The 17,405-nt window shown below is 49.0% G+C and carries 13 protein-coding genes; 8 read left to right on the top strand and 5 right to left on the bottom strand.

The window, feature by feature from the left end:
- Nucleotides 1-129: 129 nt before the first annotated feature.
- Nucleotides 130-792 carry a hypothetical protein gene (locus KQY15_RS08235; RefSeq protein ID WP_217668705.1) on the bottom strand — a complete coding sequence of 221 codons (663 nt, stop codon included), beginning with the start codon at nt 790-792 and terminating at the stop codon, nt 130-132.
- Nucleotides 793-977: 185 nt separating this feature from the next.
- Nucleotides 978-1,241: a hypothetical protein gene (locus tag KQY15_RS08230; protein WP_217668704.1), complete on the bottom strand. Its 264-nt coding sequence runs from the start codon at nt 1,239-1,241 to the stop codon at nt 978-980.
- 248 nt (nt 1,242-1,489) lie between these two features.
- Here KQY15_RS08230 and KQY15_RS08225 point away from each other — a divergent pair, with 248 nt between their 5' ends.
- Nucleotides 1,490-2,200: a substrate-binding periplasmic protein gene (locus tag KQY15_RS08225; RefSeq protein WP_254795599.1), complete on the top strand. Its 711-nt coding sequence runs from the start codon at nt 1,490-1,492 to the stop codon at nt 2,198-2,200.
- Nucleotides 2,201-2,218: 18 nt separating this feature from the next.
- On the opposite strand, the gene KQY15_RS08220 is transcribed toward KQY15_RS08225, so the two are convergent.
- Nucleotides 2,219-2,731, bottom strand: coding sequence for an aldolase/citrate lyase/malate synthase family protein (locus KQY15_RS08220; protein ID WP_217668702.1), 513 nt, complete (start codon nt 2,729-2,731; stop codon nt 2,219-2,221).
- A 262-nt stretch (nt 2,732-2,993) separates the two neighbouring features.
- Here KQY15_RS08220 and KQY15_RS08215 point away from each other — a divergent pair, with 262 nt between their 5' ends.
- The 4 genes from KQY15_RS08215 to KQY15_RS08200 all read left to right on the top strand — a co-directional run bounded on the left by KQY15_RS08215 (nt 2,994) and on the right by KQY15_RS08200 (nt 10,348).
- Nucleotides 2,994-4,493 (top strand): DUF3612 domain-containing protein, encoded by a 1,500-nt coding sequence (locus KQY15_RS08215; RefSeq protein ID WP_217668701.1) that lies wholly within the window; start codon nt 2,994-2,996, stop codon nt 4,491-4,493.
- A gap of 147 nt (nt 4,494-4,640) precedes the next feature.
- A complete protein-coding gene (locus tag KQY15_RS08210; RefSeq protein ID WP_217668700.1) occupies nt 4,641-6,710 on the top strand; it encodes a M13 family metallopeptidase in 2,070 nt (689 codons plus the stop codon).
- Nucleotides 6,711-7,132: 422 nt separating this feature from the next.
- On the top strand, nt 7,133-9,730 hold the full coding sequence (gene acnB / locus KQY15_RS08205) for a bifunctional aconitate hydratase 2/2-methylisocitrate dehydratase (RefSeq protein WP_217668699.1): 2,598 nt from the start codon (nt 7,133-7,135) through the stop codon (nt 9,728-9,730).
- 174 nt (nt 9,731-9,904) lie between these two features.
- Entirely contained in the window at nt 9,905-10,348 is a 444-nt protein-coding gene (locus KQY15_RS08200) for a YacL family protein (RefSeq protein ID WP_217668698.1), read from the top strand.
- Between the two features lie 3 nt (nt 10,349-10,351).
- Here the strand turns inward: KQY15_RS08200 and KQY15_RS08195 are convergent, their stop codons facing one another.
- Nucleotides 10,352-13,039 (bottom strand): DEAD/DEAH box helicase family protein, encoded by a 2,688-nt coding sequence (locus KQY15_RS08195; RefSeq protein WP_217668697.1) that lies wholly within the window; start codon nt 13,037-13,039, stop codon nt 10,352-10,354.
- A 244-nt stretch (nt 13,040-13,283) separates the two neighbouring features.
- Here KQY15_RS08195 and glnK point away from each other — a divergent pair, with 244 nt between their 5' ends.
- The 3 genes from glnK (at nt 13,284) to KQY15_RS08180 (ending at nt 16,736) form a co-directional block, all read left to right on the top strand.
- Nucleotides 13,284-13,622, top strand: coding sequence for a P-II family nitrogen regulator (glnK, locus tag KQY15_RS08190; protein WP_019675062.1), 339 nt, complete (start codon nt 13,284-13,286; stop codon nt 13,620-13,622).
- Between the two features lie 11 nt (nt 13,623-13,633).
- Complete coding sequence (gene amtB, locus KQY15_RS08185; RefSeq protein WP_217668696.1) at nt 13,634-14,905, top strand: ammonium transporter AmtB; 1,272 nt, start codon at nt 13,634-13,636, stop codon at nt 14,903-14,905.
- Between the two features lie 871 nt (nt 14,906-15,776).
- The gene (locus tag KQY15_RS08180) at nt 15,777-16,736 is read left to right on the top strand and encodes a Dyp-type peroxidase (protein ID WP_217668695.1); all 960 of its coding nucleotides are present in this window, start codon (nt 15,777-15,779) and stop codon (nt 16,734-16,736) included.
- Nucleotides 16,737-16,798: 62 nt separating this feature from the next.
- On the opposite strand, the gene argR is transcribed toward KQY15_RS08180, so the two are convergent.
- Nucleotides 16,799-17,266, bottom strand: a complete 468-nt coding sequence (gene argR / locus KQY15_RS08175) for a transcriptional regulator ArgR (protein WP_019675065.1) — start codon at nt 17,264-17,266, stop codon at nt 16,799-16,801.
- Nucleotides 17,267-17,405 lie beyond the last annotated feature (139 nt).

Below are 17,405 nucleotides of genomic sequence, written 5' to 3'. Positions count from 1 at the left end.
TTTTAGGTTGCAGTATCTGTAAGATATTCTGACAGTGGGCTGTCAATTTGACAGCATGGGGCTTTGAAAAGTGGATCAATGATAAAAGCTACCCCCAGCCGGTTGCAATGCCTGGCAGGGGGAAACAATTTAACTGGCCGTTTCAGTTGACCAGGAGGTGACGACTGTTGGATCTATCAGTCTGGCTATCATACTTGGCAACGCAAAGTAGATGATCAAACCGCCAAGGGCAAAAAGTACAATATCCAGGTTTTTGCCGGAGAATTGATACAGTATTGCGGCTGCAATAACTAAGGTGCCAATAATTACACCTATGGCCCCGGCCAGTGCCGATTGTACGCGGGTTTTTGGTGTAATCCGGTGCACCAGTGCGCCGGGCAGCAAGTTGCTAATGCGTGCCATTGCATGCTCTTTCGCTGCGACTGAGAGAAACTGTACCCGTATATCGTGTTCAGTCTCTCCATCCAGCCATTCTAAGCTTATCTCATCTTTATAATGCTTACTTTCAAGTAAGGTGACTTTTGTCAGCGGAATCAACGTTTCTTCTGCTTTAACGGCAGAGACAATCTCTGAAAAAGCAGTATTTGATTGATAAAGCGCCTGTACTTTATCGACTTTTTTCTTGTCAAACTTTGCCACCCGCAAAGTATTGTTGTCTATTTCTGCAAGGCAATTGTCTTCAATATCTAACCAGCTGTTGTCGGTATAAAATCCGGCTGGAAGGGTGCCTTTAGGTTCCCGTATATAAAAGAAGGCGATAAATTTAAACAGGAACAGCATGGCAGGGATCACAAAAAGCGCAGCTGAAATAAGACGCCAGGTAAAACTACTGCTTCTGGCTTTTGATTTTAAATCTTTTTCAATTGAATTGTGTTCAGGGTTGCCTGGGGCATACCAGACCTCTATCTGCTCGACGCCCTGAAGTGATTCATAGTCATAAGCGGATACCAGCAGTGTTTTCTGATAACTTTCACCATTTACGGTGAATTGATACTGCAGCTATAGATATTTTTGAAGTCCTGCTCATCGGTTTTACCTGCCTTAATCTGATTGTGCTGCAAACTTAGCACGGTGGCCTGAGCAACCTGATGTGACGCAATCAGCCTGGCGGCTTTTTCCGAACTAAGTCCTTTTAACCATGCCACGGCGCATAGCGCTACCATAGTCAGGATGATAATCGTAAGTCGAAGTTTTGTTTTTCGTTGTTGAGCGACACTTTTGTAACTTGTTGGTTTTTCCATTTATTGTCTTCTTATTATTTGGATTGAAGTGCGGATACTATTATCTCGCCAAATATATTTACCTCAGCAGGCCGATTAAATCCATTTTTATTAACACAAGCGGCATTGTGGTTCGCGAAGTATTGGCTATATTTAGCTGATAGCTAATGCAGGGAGCTAAACGCGTGGTTACTGGCGTTTCCAGTATATTGATAACAAAACGGGTAATTAAACTGCACTGCCTGTTTTTGCTGGGCTGTCTGTTGTTTATGTTTTTTCAGCTGCATGCTCAGGTGTTGCGGGTTGCCATACCTGACGAAGATTACCCGCCTTACTATTATGTGCTGGACAACAGTCTGACCGGTTTTTCGGTTGAAACATTGTACGATATTGCCTCGGATCTTGCCATTCAGCTGGAGTTTCAGCGCCTGCCCTGGAGCAGGGTCGTCAACCATGTTGAAACAGGCAAAGCCGATCTGATCCCGGTATTTTACAAAACGCCGGAAAGAATGCAGCAGTTTGAATATAGTCACGAAAGCTACCTGGTTGATCCTATAGTCTTGCTGTGTGTTAACCCTTGCCCCTTTGAATTCGACAGCACCTTAGCCAGTGTGGGTGATGAACCGGTAGCAACGGTGCGCCATTTTTCCTATGGCAGTGTGCTGGATGAGATCAGTTTTGCCAGGGTAGATGTGGTTGAGTCCGATAATATGTTGTTTAAAATGTTACTGGCTAAACGGGTAAAACTGATAATGGCATCAGCTCATACTATCCGCCATTCTGCGTTGGTGCAGCAGGCTGAGGACAAGGTGGTCATGTTACAGCCTGCGCTGGATTCTGTGGAGGTATTTTTTGCTTTTGGTAAACAGCATGGCATATCAGCTGAACAGCGCCAGCAGTTTAATCAGGCGCTGGCGAGATTTAAGCGCGGTGAGCGATATCAGCAGTTGCTGACAAAATATCAGCTGCAGCCGCGCTAAAAGCTCCGTCAGACACCGTCAGGCCTGATATGGCCCGCCGTCTTTGGCGGTAAAGCATTTTTCACTCTGGCAACCTCTGCTAACCTGCTTACCGGTTAACATACTGAACCACGGCTCGTCAGACTGTTTAGCCTGCAGCTGAATATCATCAATACCGGCACAGTCGTTTTCACCATTACAGCCGTGGCGGTTTAATACCAGCTCAACATGGCGGCCATCATTAACCAGCACCAGTGACTCCGGTGCTTCCCGATGCCCACTTAACGCCACAAACTGCGCCGGGTTTTGCAGGCCGCTTTTGCTGCCATCGGCAAAAAATGCCAGCAAATGCTGGAAATACACCATGTAGCAGACCACATCTTTATGCGAGCCTTGGGCCAGCGGAAAGGTTTTATCCAGAAAGCCTTTTGAGTAATCCATGACTTGTTTGGCATGGCGCTCGTTCAGCTGATTAATAACGCTAAGCTCGGTCGCCATCCAGGCAGTTTGGGTTGGCGTGTTTTGGCTGTGGGTTGGGGCCAGTGTAGTCATGTTGTTATCCTCGTTTGTCGGGTCTTTTTTGCTAAAAGTTGGTTAATACTCCGGTCCGCAACTCCTGCTGTGCTCACCACAGCAACTCGCTGCCGCTTTCGCGTTCGCTCAGACACTCTGTGGTTGCGCCATCAGGATTCCGGACCTTCGTTCAGGTCGCGCAGTTTCAGAGCGCAGACCAGTTGCTATCGGTTAAAAACTAGTCTAGGCTAAAAATCAGAATAATTTCACAATAAAAATTTTACAGTGTGAATTTTACAAAATGAAAACCAATAAAAGCCTGCTCAGAAAGTCGCATTTCTTAGGGACAAAAATCAGAAACCTGAGAAAGCGCAATAACTTAACGATGGAGGACTTGTCTACCCGTTGTATCCGGGTTAACCCCGAGCAAGCACCGTCGGTGTCGTATTTGTCGATGATAGAGCGGGGAAAACGTACGCCGGGTATTGAAATGCTGGAAGTGATTGCTGAAGTATTTCAAAAAGATATTGACTGGTTTTTAGATGGCGAAGATGAAGGCCAGGATTTAACGCCGCAAAAAGGCAGCCGCGGCGGCATCAGTGGTATGGCGCTGGAGCCGGGCTTTTTATTTTCAAATGACATTTTGCAAATTGCCATCCCGGAAATGTTGTCGCAAACCGGCACCAGCGGCAAACAGTTTGCTCAGTTGCTGATCCGGGCGCATCAGGAACACCATCAGAACCATTTTCCTGAACTGGAACGGGCAGCGGAAGAGGTTGGCCAGAAACGAATGCCGCTGAGCATTGAAGAGCTGTTGGCCATTGTTAAACAACTGGGCCTGAAAGTAAGCTGGTTTGACGAGCCACCGAAAGACATTCTGGATGAGCTGGGAGTGCTATCTAAAAATGTTTCCACCTCGTTTTTTACCCCACCCGCTACCTTGCATTTAAATCGCTTGCTGCAACAATTCCCCACCCGTTTAAAGTACGAGCTGGCCGTACATATTGGCCATGCCGTGTTGCATAACAAAGATGGCGTCAAAAGCAGTATGACGGTAGGCGGAACCCATGATGATGAGCTGTCACAGTCTACAGGGGTGCAACCGCAGGATATTTTGCATGCCTGGCGCGATTTTGAATCGAGCTTTTTTGCCGGCGCGCTGCTCTGTCCGAAGTTACCGTTTCGCCAGTTGCTGGACCGCCAGGGCTACGAAATCAGCAGCCATCAACAGGCCGGTGTATCAGCATCGGTTGCTATGCGCCGAATGACTGCCGTATCGCCTTATACTCATTGGCATTATTTTGATGCGTATACGCCGGGCAAGCTGAAGGCGGTTTATCGGGGCAATGGCATACCGCTGCCCTGGGGTAATATGCGTAAAGTAGAGGATCCGTGTCAGAACTGGGCCGTATTTCGGATGTTTGATGTCGACGGCGTTAGCAGCAGCGCCCAGTTATCCTTACTGGATGTAAATGGCCAGCCGCGGATATACTGCTGTGAATCAACTAAAGTCAGCGATTTGGCCGGTAATAACCATGTATTGTGTGCCGGCATCGATCTTAATCCGGCGATGCTGGCACAAGGGGTCGATGCTGATGCAATGGCCAGCGAACTGAAACAGTTATGTATAAACAGTGCCGGTGGGGCCAAAGTGCCGAAAACGATTCAGACCTCGCTAACCAGTGTTGCTAATATTCTGAATATCAATTGGGTGGCGCGCAGCCTGCAAAAACCGGCACAGCTCATTTGCGCCAGGGGTAACAGCTGTCCGCGTAGCCCGGGCTGTTATCAGTGCGTCTAGCAAATATATTCTGTTACAACTTGCCTGCCGCCGATATTTGGCTTTGCCTGATGACAGCGCTAAGATAGCGACGACATAATAACCATAATCGTTACTTTAAAAGTAACTATAACCGCAACCTTTATCCGCGTATTTCAGGAACATATAATGAAAAAACTCAGTACTATTGCTGCCGGCGTTGCCCTGGCATTAGGTTTAACGGCGTGTAGCGAACCTGCCGCTACCAAAACCAGCGAGCCGGTTGTGGCTCAGGCTCAAGCCCCCCGGGTGTCTGGCGTAGATAGCCAGTATTTTGATCCGGCAGTAAAATTCAGTGAAGATTTTTTCCTGGCGGTAAACGGTAAGTGGCTGGCCCAGACCGATATTCCGGCAGACAAATCATCCTACGGTTCTTTTCATATTTTAAACGACAATTCACAGCAAGCTGTTAAAGCCATTATTGATGAAGTGTCTGCCCGTACTGATTTAAAAGAAGGCTCTGATGAGCAGAAATTAGGCCACTTTTATAACAGCTTTATGGATGAAGCTACCATTGAGAAACTGGGCCTGTCGCCACTGCAGCCACAGTTGGACGCGATTAGCTCGCTGGAAAATAAAGCCCAATTGCCTGACTTGTTTGCCAAGTTACAACGCGATGGTATTGCTATTCCGTTTGGCTGGTTTATTAACAACGATGCAAAAAACTCTACTGAGTACGCGGTGTATCTGAGCCAGAGCGGCTTAGGATTGCCTGACCGGGACTACTACTTTAATGATGACGAAAAATCATTAAAGCTGATTGCAGATTATAAAGCCTATTTGACGGATATGTTCAGCCTGGCAGGCAACGCAGACGCTGCTGCCGCTGCTGAGCGGGTTTATGCTGTGGAGAAAGCCCTGGCTGAACACCACTGGACCCGGTTAGATAACCGCAATGCAGACAAAACCTACAACAAGGTCACTGCAACTGAGTTAAACAATAGCATGGGCAGTTTCGACTGGGCTGCTTTTGCCAGTGGCGTGAAACTGGCTGAAGTCAGCGATATTATCGTGCGTCAGCCAAGCTATTTCGAAGGTTTTGCCAAGGTGGTCGACGCTACTGATTTACAAAGCTGGCAGGACTACCTAACGTTAAAAACCATCCACGGTTATGCTGATAAGCTCAGCAGCAACTTTGCTGATCGTCGCTTTGCCTTTTATGGCACCACCCTAAGTGGTACTGAGCAACAGCAGCCACGCTGGAAACGTGCTGTAGATGCCTCTGATCAGGTGCTGGGCGAGCTGACCGGTAAACTGTATGTTGAGCGTCATTTCAAACCTGAAGCCAAAGCGCGGATGGAAGAGCTGGTGGCGAACCTGATAAAGGCTTATGAGCTGTCGATCAACGAATTAGAATGGATGACCGAGGAAACTAAAATTGCAGCTCAGGAAAAACTGAGCAAGTTTACCCCGAAAATTGGTTACCCGGATAAGTGGAAGGATTACTCGGCGCTGGAAATTAAAGCCGATGATTTAGTGGGTAACTTTATCCGTGCCAGTCACTGGGGTTATGACCAGATGGTTGCCAAGCTGGGCCAGCCAATTGACAAAAGCGAGTGGTTTATGACCCCGCAAACGGTTAACGCCTATTACAACCCGGTAAACAATGAAATTGTATTTCCGGCAGCAATTCTGCAACCGCCGTTCTTTAACATGGACGCGGATGATGCTGTAAACTATGGCGGTATCGGTGGCGTTATCGGCCATGAAATCGGTCATGGTTTTGATGACCAGGGCGCAAAATATGATGGTGATGGTAACTTACGTAACTGGTGGACTGAACAGGATAAAGGCCAGTTCCAGGCACGTGGTGCCAAGTTAGTTGGTCAGTACAACAAGTTTGAGCCACTGCCGGGCGTTAATGTTAACGGTGCGGTAGCGCTGGGTGAAAACATTGGTGACCTGGGTGGTATGACGGTTGCACTTAAAGCCTATCAGCTGTCACTGGATGGCAAAGAGGCCCCGGTAATGGATGGCTTCACGGGTGAGCAGCGTTTCTTTATCAGCTGGGCCCAGGTATGGCGCACCAAGTTCCGTGAAGAAGCGCTGCGTCGTCAGTTAAGCACCGGGCCACACTCGCCGGCGCATTACCGGGTAATTGGCGTACTGCCGAATATTCCGGAATTTTACACCGCCTTTGATATTAAAGAAGGCGATGCGATGTATATCGCGCCAGAGCAGCGCGTTAAGATCTGGTAATGTGAAATCCATTGGGTAACTGAAATCTGTTATAATGCAAAGGCTGAACACTTAGGTGTTCAGCCTTTTGTTTTCGGGAGTAGCTCCGTTTGATAGAGGTTAGAACCCCGATTTGGGCGCCACAAAGTGTCTGAGCCATGCCGAAGGCAACAGGCGAGTTGCTGTGGCGAGCCAGAGCGGGCGTTGTAACCGGCATCTTTGCGCTCAAATCGGCAGCAACACTGGAGATGTTGAGGTCTGACCACTATAACAAAGAATATATAACATCCGGTTTTCCATTCACGCCACTTATACCCACTATAAGTGGCGTGGTTAACGGCCCGATGTCAATTTGGCCCGAATTTTCATATAATCGCGCCCATTCATTCTAAGAATGACGCCGCAGTAGCAAGACTGCCGGCAACGACCAAGAGGATCATACTGTGCTACAACAATATCGCGAACATGTGGCCGAGCGCGCAGCGCAAGGTATCCCGCCAAAACCGCTCAATGCCGAGCAGGTAGCCGCCTTAGTTGAACTGTTAAAAAATCCGCCAAAAGGTGAGGAAGACACCTTAATTGATCTGCTGGTAAACCGGGTACCACCTGGTGTGGACGAAGCGGCTTATGTAAAAGCCGGCTTTCTAGCAGCAGTAGCCAAAGGTGAAGCCAGCTGCAGCCTGATCAATGCCGAGCGGGCGACTGAGTTATTAGGCACCATGATGGGTGGCTATAACATCCAGCCATTAATCAGCCTGTTAGACGATGCTAAGCTGGCGCCAATTGCCGCTAAAGCACTGTCACACACCCTGCTGATTTTCGATGCCTTCCATGACGTGACCGAAAAGGCTGACGCAGGTAATAGCCACGCTAAGCAGGTACTGCAAAGCTGGGCCGATGCCGAGTGGTTTGAAAGCAAGCCCGCGCTGGCTGAAAAAATTACTGTGACTGTTTTTAAAGTATCAGGCGAAACCAATACCGATGATTTATCTCCGGCGCCTGATGCATGGTCACGGCCGGATATTCCGCTGCATGCGTTAGCTATGCTAAAAAACGCCCGCGAAGGCATTACTCCTGATCAGCCGGGTACCGTAGGCCCGATTAAGCAGTTAGACGAGCTGAACAAAAAAGGCTTCCCGCTGGCTTACGTTGGTGATGTGGTTGGTACCGGTTCTTCACGTAAATCTGCCACTAACTCAGTGCTGTGGTTTATGGGTGACGACATTCCTTATGTGCCAAACAAGCGTGGTGGTGGCTTTGTGCTGGGCGGCAAAATTGCCCCTATCTTCTTTAACACTATGGAAGATTCAGGCGCCCTGCCAATCGAAGTTGACGTATCTAAACTGGAAATGGGCGATGTGATCGACATTCTGCCGTTCGAAGGCAAAATTGTTCGTCACGGCAGCGACGAAGTGCTGGCTGAGTTTGCCCTGGCGACGGATGTATTAATTGACGAAGTGCGCGCAGGTGGCCGTATCCCGTTAATTATCGGTCGTGGTTTAACCGACCGCGCCCGTGAATTTTTAGGCGAAGGTCCGTCTGATAAATTCCGTCGGCCAATGCCTAAAACAGATTCGGGTAAAGGCTTTACTCTGGCCCAGAAAATGGTGGGTAAAGCTTGTGGCGTAACTGGTATTCGTCCGGGCACTTACTGTGAGCCAAAAATGACTACCGTAGGCTCGCAGGATACTACCGGCCCGATGACCCGTGATGAGTTAAAAGACTTAGCCTGCTTAGGGTTCTCGGCCGATTTAACCATGCAGTCATTCTGTCATACTGCCGCTTATCCGAAGCCGGTTGACGTGGATACCCACCACACCCTGCCAGACTTTATTATGAACCGTGGCGGCGTGGCACTGCGTCCGGGCGATGGCATTATCCATAGCTGGTTAAACCGCATGTTACTGCCTGATACCGTAGGTACCGGTGGTGACTCACATACCCGTTTCCCGATTGGTATTTCATTCCCGGCCGGATCTGGTTTAGTGGCCTTTGCCGCTGCAACCGGCGTTATGCCACTGGATATGCCTGAGTCAGTACTGGTACGTTTTAAAGGTGAAATGCAGCCAGGTATTACCCTGCGCGACCTGGTACACGCTATTCCGTACGCGGCAATTCAAAAAGGTTTGTTAACCGTTGATAAGAAAGGCAAGAAGAACATTTTCTCTGGCCGTATCCTGGAAATCGAAGGCTTACCAAACTTAACGGTTGAGCAGGCGTTTGAGCTGTCTGATGCATCAGCAGAGCGTTCAGCAGCAGGTTGTACTATTAAGCTGTCGCAGGAATCAATCGCTGAGTACTTAGAATCAAACATCGTTATGCTTAAGTGGATGATCGCTGAAGGCTATGGCGATGTGCGTACTATCGAGCGTCGTATCAATGCGATGCAAGCCTGGCTGAAAGATCCTCAGCTGATGTCTGCTGACGCTGATGCCGAATACACTGAAGTGATCGAAATTGACCTGGCTGACATTAAAGAGCCGGTACTGTGTGCACCGAATGACCCGGATGATGCGCGCTTACTGTCTGAAGTAGCAGGCGATAAGATTGACGAAGTGTTTATCGGTTCTTGTATGACTAACATTGGCCACTTCCGTGCTGCTGGTAAGTTACTGGATAAATACAAAGGCCAGCTGCCAACCCGTTTATGGATTGCCCCGCCAACCAAAATGGACCAGGCGCAGTTAACTGAAGAAGGTTACTACAGTATTTTTGGTAAAGTCGGTGCCCGCACCGAAATGCCGGGCTGTTCACTGTGTATGGGTAACCAGGCACGGGTAGCTGAGAACTCAACGGTTGTGTCTACGTCAACCCGTAACTTCCCGAACCGCTTAGGTCAGGGTGCCAACGTGTACTTAGCGTCTGCGGAACTGGCAGCAGTAGCATCTATTATTGGTAAGCTGCCAACGGTAGCCGAGTATCTGGACTATGCGAAGCAAATCGACGCGACCGCGGCTGATACTTATCGTTATCTGAACTTCCATCAGATGCCGCAGTACACCAAAAAAGCGGATAACGTGATTATCCAGCAAGCGGTATAAACGTCTGAGCTATGCAAAAGGCCTGCAACTGCAGGCCTTTTTTCTGCTCGCTAACACATTACCAACAGCTACAATTTAACAAACGCTGCATCAGCGGTCCTGGATGCTCTGTTGGGGCGACACAGGGTGTCTGAGCGCCGCAGGTGCGAGTTACTGTGGCGAGCCCGGCAGAGTATGCAGGCACCGTTGATATTACAAGTGGCAGAGATGCTACGCTTTCGGAACTTTAGTATGGAATACGACTTTATTTATGATCGCCACACCGGCCAGTTCAGCATCCGGCTGGCAGCGGAGCATGAGGTATTGGGCCGTTTTTTGCTGGATGAATTTGGCCAGCAGGCCGAAGCCTACCTGCCGCTGTTGCAGCAGCTTAGTGAGTTAAAGCCATCTCAGAGCATGCAATATCAGGGTAAGGAATTCTTGCTGGAAATAGAAAACGGTGAAGTGACTTTAAGCCACAACACGTTGTTTTACCAAAACTCAGAGCAACCAACTGAGCAGCAACAAGCGCTGGCTGACGATGATTTACAACTGGACCAGCAGGGCATGACCAGCCAGTGCGGTCTGGAAGATTTACTAAAACTACTGCGGGAATGGCAGCAGTTTCTGGCGGACTAACGGTTATTGCCAGCGGTCCTGGCGTTTGGTGCGGGTTTTAAAGGCCGCGGAAAATGCCCGCATTCTGGCTTTTAATAACTGTTCGCGGCCGCTGTCATTCCGGCAATAAATCAAGTCACCCGGGCCAACGTACATACTCCAATAGCGATAAAAAATACTGGCTTGCTCTTTGGTCGAGGCCAGACGCATTGGCACCGCGTGATAGTCATCACGGGTCATTCCCATGAAAGTGCCAGAACGTATTACCAGGTACCTGGGGTTCTCTATAGGCCGGAGTATTTCATCCAGACAATCGGCAAATAATGATGACTCGTAAAAAGTACCGCCCTGCAGCGCCAAAAAGTTTATCCCGTTTTCCAGCTCTGTCGCATGCACATTTAACCGCCGGAACGGTGTGCTGATATGGCCGGTTTGGCATAAGGCTGCAGTCAGCGCCATGCCAATTTGTTTAAGGCTGCCATCTGTGGGGAGATGCCGCAGCATAATTTTTATGCAGCGCACCGTGCTGGGCAGCAGATAAATAATGCCTCCAATCAAACACAGCGCAAACACCACTAACATCGCCGACAAGCCAGCCCGGGCGATGGAGAGCGAGACAACGGTGCCTAAACTCAGCAACAAGGTGAATTGAGCCAGCAAATATTTAAAGGTTTTGGTCGTATGGTACCAGCTAATGCCAGGGACCTTTTCACTGCTGACGCCGGGTGTAACCTGCGCCTGATGATCTAATGTCAGTGCCTGTTGCCAACGTTGCTGCAGCGTTGCCAACTGCTGTAACCTGCTACGCATGGTCTGGTTACTGGCTCGCACCAGGTCGGGCTGGCGGTTACTGTTAACCAGTTTGTTCAGTTCCGTGGCGTTAAGTCTGGCAAAACCACTTTCAATGGTGCTTTTGTGCTCAGCTAAGCCGACAAAGGTATCAAAGCGGCGGCTCAGGCTTTGTAAATCCTGCAGGCCGAAAAAAGATTTGCTGTCTACCGCCAGTAAATGCCAGATGCTACTGGCTTTAGCTGGTGTCGTTTTATCCAAACGGATAGCGCGGCCTCGCATCTGATTGGTTAGCATAAAAGAGCCTACCGAGCTTGCGAGGATCAGCGAATTAACCACCGGTGCATCCCAGCCTTCGCCTAATAACGCCCTGGTGCCGACTAACAGCTGAATTTGACCGCTGATTAACAAGCGGGTATGTAAGCTGGTTAGCGCATTAAGCGGGCCGCTTAGCTTGCTATAACCGGGCGCCTCAGCAAAAGTACTGACACTTATTCTAACCTGGCTAAGTTCTGCATTGAGTTGGGTCACTAACGCTGTTGGCAACAAGCTGAGCCTGCCGGTCAGTAAACCCATGGCAGGGGTGGCTGCCGGCGCCTGGCACAGGGCGTTAAACACCGGCCAGGCACCCAGCGACGCTTCGCCACTGGCGGCGCCGGTAGCCAGTTGCTCATCGCGGATATAGTCGGTCAGGATCACCTGACGCAGCTGTGCCCCCCGCAGTTGGTATTCAAGCTGATGGATGTGCACGCAGGCGTTAATTTTCACGGGATTAAGTGCCAGGGCGCGATCCAGCTGCGGGTGACTGGTCAACAGTAATTCGCGTTTGTGCAGCAGCTGGCTGGACGTAAGCTGACGCCTTAACTGGCCAAGATAATCCTGCTGCTGGTTATCGGCGGCAAAATCGGCGGTAAACAGCAGGGCGTTAAGCAGAATTTGCCAGTTTTTCCGGTCTAATTTAGGAATATCTTGCCGTTGAAAATCTAATATTTGCATTAAACCCATCGGCAACTGATGCTGACGCGCTGCCATAAATGCCAGCAGTGCGGCCGCCAGTTCGGGCGCTGCTAAAATATCCCGGGCAATTATCGTGTTGTTCAGCCACTTATGTTGGAGCACTAGCTGGTTAAATTCTGCCTGTTCAAACAAGCTGTCGCATAGTGCGACGACTTTGTTGTCATGCTCGGTAAAACGTTGTTGCTCACTTTGGCTGATAGCCTCGGCCCAGACGTAATCCTGATGTGGGCATAAGGTGCCGGCTTTAACCAGCTCCGGTACTGAGATTTCTTCGTCGACCGGGCCACAAAGCTGCTCGTAGCGCTGCCAGTTGTGGTGTTGTGCATCGTAGGGTGGGGTAGCGGTCAGTGACACCAGGGTAAGTTCCGGCATAGCGCGGCAAATATTATCCAGCGCCCGCCACCATTCATTTGTCAGATGATGGGCTTCATCCAGAATAAGCACCCCAATTTTATGTTGTTGCAGCATCGCGATAAAACACTGAATTTCAGTGTTATCCAACACCTCTGGTTCCGCTTCTGTCGGGTCGTCATCACTGATTTGTTCAGCGTTATCATCGGCCAGCCGGTCTGTCAGTTGCCAGTGCAGCGCCTGATAGGTCACCGACGTTAACACCCCGGGCGCCCGGATATCCGTGCTTAGCCAGTCGGGGCTGGGGTCGCTACTCTCAGGATAAAAGTCAGTTAAGCGCAGTAGCCATTGGTCACGAATAACCCGGGTTGGTGACATGACCAGAGTGTTTTGCTGCAGCAGCCGGAACACCTCCAGACCGAGGCTGGTTTTACCGGCACCGGGTGCGGCAACAATGTGCAAGCGGTTATTGGCTAAATGACTATGAATAGCGTCCAGTACGCGTTGTTGATAAGGCCGCCAGGGGTAACGAAACGACAACTGATGAAATGGCAAAATATTGCATCCTGCAAAAAATATTGCCGCAGATAGTACCCAGACTGATAACGGAATTGCAACTTCGCTGCACTCATAAAACTGCACAGGCAACGGGAAAAAATGCACCTTTATGGTGCGCTTTGTATTTTGCTCTAGCTTGATTATGGGTTAAGCATCTGATTTTAAATTGATTTTAAAAAGTGGCACAAGGTTTTCTTGTCAATGTTGCAATCGCAGAAGATTAGTACATAAGGAAACCATCATGAAGCTTGTTTGTGCCATCATCAAGCCGTTTAAACTGGACGATGTTCGCGAAGCCATTGCAGACATTGGGGTAGAAGGTTTAACGGTTACCGAAGTAAAAGGCTTCGGCCGTCAGAAAGGGCATACCGAATTATATCGCGGTGCCGAATATCAGGTCGACTTCCTGCCAAAGGTCAAACTGGAAATTGCGGTGCTGGACGATCAGGTTGATCGGCTGCTGGAAGCGATTCAGCAAGCGGCGCATACCGGCCGAATAGGTGACGGTAAGATTTTTGTTTACGAGCTGGAACGTGCGGTTCGGATCCGTACCGGCGAAGCCGACGCTGAAGCGATATAAGGAGCCCTGTCATGCAAGAACAAATTTATCACTTACAATATGCCATGGACACCTTCTACTTCCTGATTTGCGGAGTGTTGGTTATGTGGATGGCTGCTGGCTTTTCAATGCTGGAAGCCGGTCTGGTACGCTCTAAAAATACGACCGAAATACTGACCAAAAACGTCGCTCTTTATTCCATTGCCTGCATTATGTATCTGGTGTGTGGTTACGCGATAATGTACGACGGTACCTGGTTTTTAAGCGGGCTGACATCAGTAGATGTTGATGCCACACTGAGTAGTTTTGCTGAACGGGAAGATGGCTTTACCGGTGGTGCAGTTTACTCCGGTGCATCTGACTTTTTCTTTCAGGTGGTATTTGTTGCTACCGCCATGTCAATCGTATCAGGTGCAGTGGCTGAACGGATGAAACTGTGGGCATTCCTGGCGTTTGCGGTAGTCCTGACCGGTTTTATATATCCGATGGAAGGCAGCTGGACCTGGGGCGGCAATGCCGTGTTTGGCCTGTATACCCTTGGCGATTTAGGTTTTTCTGACTTTGCCGGCTCTGGTATTGTGCATATGGCTGGTGCTTCGGCGGCCTTAGCGGGGGTATTGCTGCTGGGCGCCCGTAAAGGTAAGTATGGCAAAGATGGCAAAATTAACGCTATTCCCGGTGCTAACATGCCGCTGGCAACATTAGGCACGCTGGTGCTGTGGATGGGTTGGTTTGGTTTTAATGGTGGCTCGGTACTGAAGCTGGGTGATATCAGCAACGCTAACGCTGTGGCCGTGGTGTTTTTAAATACCAATGCAGCCGCTGCTGCCGGTGCTGTAGCGGCATTAATTCTGTCAGTGGTGTTGTTCCGCAAAGCTGACTTAACCATGGCATTAAACGGTGCGCTGGCAGGTTTGGTAGCGATTACCGCCGAGCCGTCTACTCCAACCCCGTTACAGGCAACCTTGTTTGGTGCTATTGGTGGTTTGTTGGTTGTAGCGTCGATTATCGGCCTCGACAAACTGAAAATTGATGATCCGGTGGGCGCTATCTCTGTGCATGGTGTGGTTGGTTTACTTGGCTTGTTGCTGGTGCCGGTAACCAATAGCAACAGTACTTTCAGTGGCCAGCTGATTGGCGCAGCTACTATATTTGTCTGGGTATTTGTTACCAGCTTTATTGTCTGGTTCGTGCTGAAACTGGTGATGGGTATCCGTGTTAGCGAGCAGGCCGAGTATGAAGGCGTTGACGCCTCAGAGTGTGGTATCGAAGCCTATCCTGAGTTTGTCTCGTCGGTAAAGTAAGCAGCCTGGGGAGGGCTGGTGGAACTTCCCGGGAGCGGGCTGGCGATGCAATACCGGTTATAGCAGGTAGCGCATCAGTCAACTGAACGTAAACCACCAAACTACGTCTATCCTTGTCCTTTGTCGAATAGTCTGACGCCCCGTGGTAATTGCCGCGGGGTTTTTTTATATCCTTCGTACTTGAAGCTGCAGCTTTGTTTGCCCCAGAAAAGCGAAAGGCCGCAAACTTCGCGGCCACTTTCGGTTCTGTTTCAGCTAATCCATACTGTTACTCTTCCTGAGTAAGTCATCCCTGGCTCCATCCCGGAGTGTCCAGCGGCTTCATGCCGGGTCCTGCTATCCATAACTATTACCACCTTGTAATAGCACACTCGTCCTGAGTGGTCCTGCAGTCATCCCTGTTATTGTGCGCTTGTGAAGCAAATTATCCGCCATCCTGGCTTTGCGTCCTGCAATATCATCCTAATGCTTCCTGCATTATCATCCTGATATTCGGCTCATCCCGGAGCGTGTCCTTTGGTCTTCCTTGTGCTATCCTAGCTCCGATTTACGTCCTGTAAATCTTACTGACTTCCTGCCAGTTATCGTCCGTTGATGTTGTTATTATGCAGCGAAACACGATTGCAGGGGCGGTGGTTTAAGAAATAAACCTGCTGTAATAATATTGTAAAATGTCGATTTTCTTTATTTTTTTTATTAAAAACAGTAGTTTATATGATTTCAACGCAAGTTGCTCTGCAGAAAATAGCGTTAAAACTTACCTTTTTGTGAGATATATCTCACACGGCGATTAGGTTTTCACCTTTGTTTTTAGCAAGCAGTCAATAATAGTAGTAAAGTTTGTAATAGTAATCGGGATTCAGGGAAGGCAATGGCAAGAGAACAACTAGGCATTTGTGCTGAGGCTAATTTACATGCCAGCTATTTGCTGTTTAACGCGTTAGAGGGCCAGGAAGCCATCTTACGCCAGAAGCTGGCCCGGATACCGTTATTGTTGGCCCGACTGGCGGAACATTTTTCAGAAGCTCAATTGACCGGTGTGGTAGCAATAGGTGCAAATTACTGGGACAGTGTGTATCCGGGTGCACGACCGCGCGGATTGCAGGCTTTTCCATTTGCTGGTAATGATCATCTTGCACTGGCAGAAGTCTGGGCAGATTTACTGATAGTTGTGCGCTCTGACCGGCTGGATGTCAATTATATTGCTTGTCAGCAAATATGTCAGTTACTAAAACCTGATGTTGATCTGCTGGAGCAATTACAGGGCTTCCGTTATCTGGATGGGCGTGATTTAACCGGTTTTATTGACTCGCCACAGAATCCTAAAGGAAGCCGTAAACGTCAGCTAACCTTGGTAGATCCGCTAGCGCAGCCGGTATTTGCTGCCGGCAGCTATCTGCATTTTCAACGCTGGCATTATGATCTGTTGCATTGGCAGCAGCTGGAGGTTAGCCAGCAGGAAGAAATTATGGGCATAAATAAAATTGAGGGTACATTGCTACCCCCTCCCCGTTTACTGGCGAATAGCCACGCCCTTAGCAGCCGGCGGGGCGATGAGCAAAACCAGCCGTTACTGTTAATGCAGAATATGCCGTTTGCCGGACAAAATAACCATGGTGTTATCAGTGTTTGCTATGCCGCTGAACCAGATAGTTTTACCCGACAGTTTGGTTATCAGTTGGGCTATCAAACCACCAGTCAGTTATCGTTACAACAGCCGGCAAATCAATATGATTTGTTTTTTGATTATTGCCATGCCGATCTTTGTGCCGCTTTTTTTGCACCCTCACTCAGCTTTCTGGAGATGGCATGCCGGCCTAATGTTATCTAGCTTTGGTTGTAGAGTATAAAAAGCTAAATTACAGTGTAGTGATGGCACGACAAACTGCAGTACTACACTTTCTCAAACAGTTCAGTAACTTTACCGAGGGTAAAGTTAATATTCTTTACGCTAATCGGGGCAATAAAAATAGTATCATCGCCGGCGATAGTACCCAGCACACCCTCCGCTTTGCCGACAGAGTCCAGCAAGCGCGCTATAAGTTGAGCAGCTCCCGGGCTGGTTCGGATGATAATCATCACGTCATTGTGCTCAATATCCAGCACCAGTTGGCGTAATGGGCTTTTGGTTGTTGGCACACCTAATTCAGGAGGTAAGGTATAAACCATTTCTTGCCGGGCATTGCGGGTTCGCACCGCACCATACTTACTGAGCATCCGCGATACTTTTGATTGACTGACATTGTCAAAACCGTCATTTTTCAGTGCGTCGACAATTTCACTTTGCGAGCCGAAACTTTCTGTTTTCAGTAATGCTTTAAATGCCTGAATTAAGGCTTCCTGCTTTGATTGTTTAGTCATGATAGCTTTTTCTTGTTGTTGATCGCGTAATCATAGTAACAAATTCGGCCGGGCAATACAGTTTGTCAGGTAAACATGTAGAAAATTCGCTAAAATGCATAGACTTTAGGCTTAAGCCGTTTGTAATTGTCGCGCCAGT

It is taken from the genome of Arsukibacterium indicum (assembly GCF_019100565.1).
Lineage (GTDB): Bacteria > Pseudomonadota > Gammaproteobacteria > Enterobacterales > Alteromonadaceae > Alishewanella > Alishewanella indicum.
Note: the sequence above shows the minus strand (reverse complement) of the source record. Positions and strands in the feature narration are given on the sequence as shown.

Excerpts from the sequence above, each read along its gene's own strand:
- KQY15_RS08230 (WP_217668704.1), bottom strand. The coding sequence starts at position 1,241 with ATGGAAAAACCAACAAGTTACAAAAGTGTCGCTCAACAACGAAAAACA.
- KQY15_RS08225 (WP_254795599.1), top strand. The coding sequence starts at position 1,490 with ATGTTTTTTCAGCTGCATGCTCAGGTGTTGCGGGTTGCCATACCTGAC.
- KQY15_RS08220 (WP_217668702.1), bottom strand. The coding sequence starts at position 2,731 with ATGACTACACTGGCCCCAACCCACAGCCAAAACACGCCAACCCAAACT.
- KQY15_RS08215 (WP_217668701.1), top strand. The coding sequence starts at position 2,994 with ATGAAAACCAATAAAAGCCTGCTCAGAAAGTCGCATTTCTTAGGGACA.
- KQY15_RS08210 (WP_217668700.1), top strand. The coding sequence starts at position 4,641 with ATGAAAAAACTCAGTACTATTGCTGCCGGCGTTGCCCTGGCATTAGGT.
- KQY15_RS08200 (WP_217668698.1), top strand. The coding sequence starts at position 9,905 with ATGCAGGCACCGTTGATATTACAAGTGGCAGAGATGCTACGCTTTCGG.
- glnK (WP_019675062.1), top strand. The coding sequence starts at position 13,284 with ATGAAGCTTGTTTGTGCCATCATCAAGCCGTTTAAACTGGACGATGTT.
- amtB (WP_217668696.1), top strand. The coding sequence starts at position 13,634 with ATGCAAGAACAAATTTATCACTTACAATATGCCATGGACACCTTCTAC.
- KQY15_RS08180 (WP_217668695.1), top strand. The coding sequence starts at position 15,777 with ATGGCAAGAGAACAACTAGGCATTTGTGCTGAGGCTAATTTACATGCC.
- argR (WP_019675065.1), bottom strand. The coding sequence starts at position 17,266 with ATGACTAAACAATCAAAGCAGGAAGCCTTAATTCAGGCATTTAAAGCA.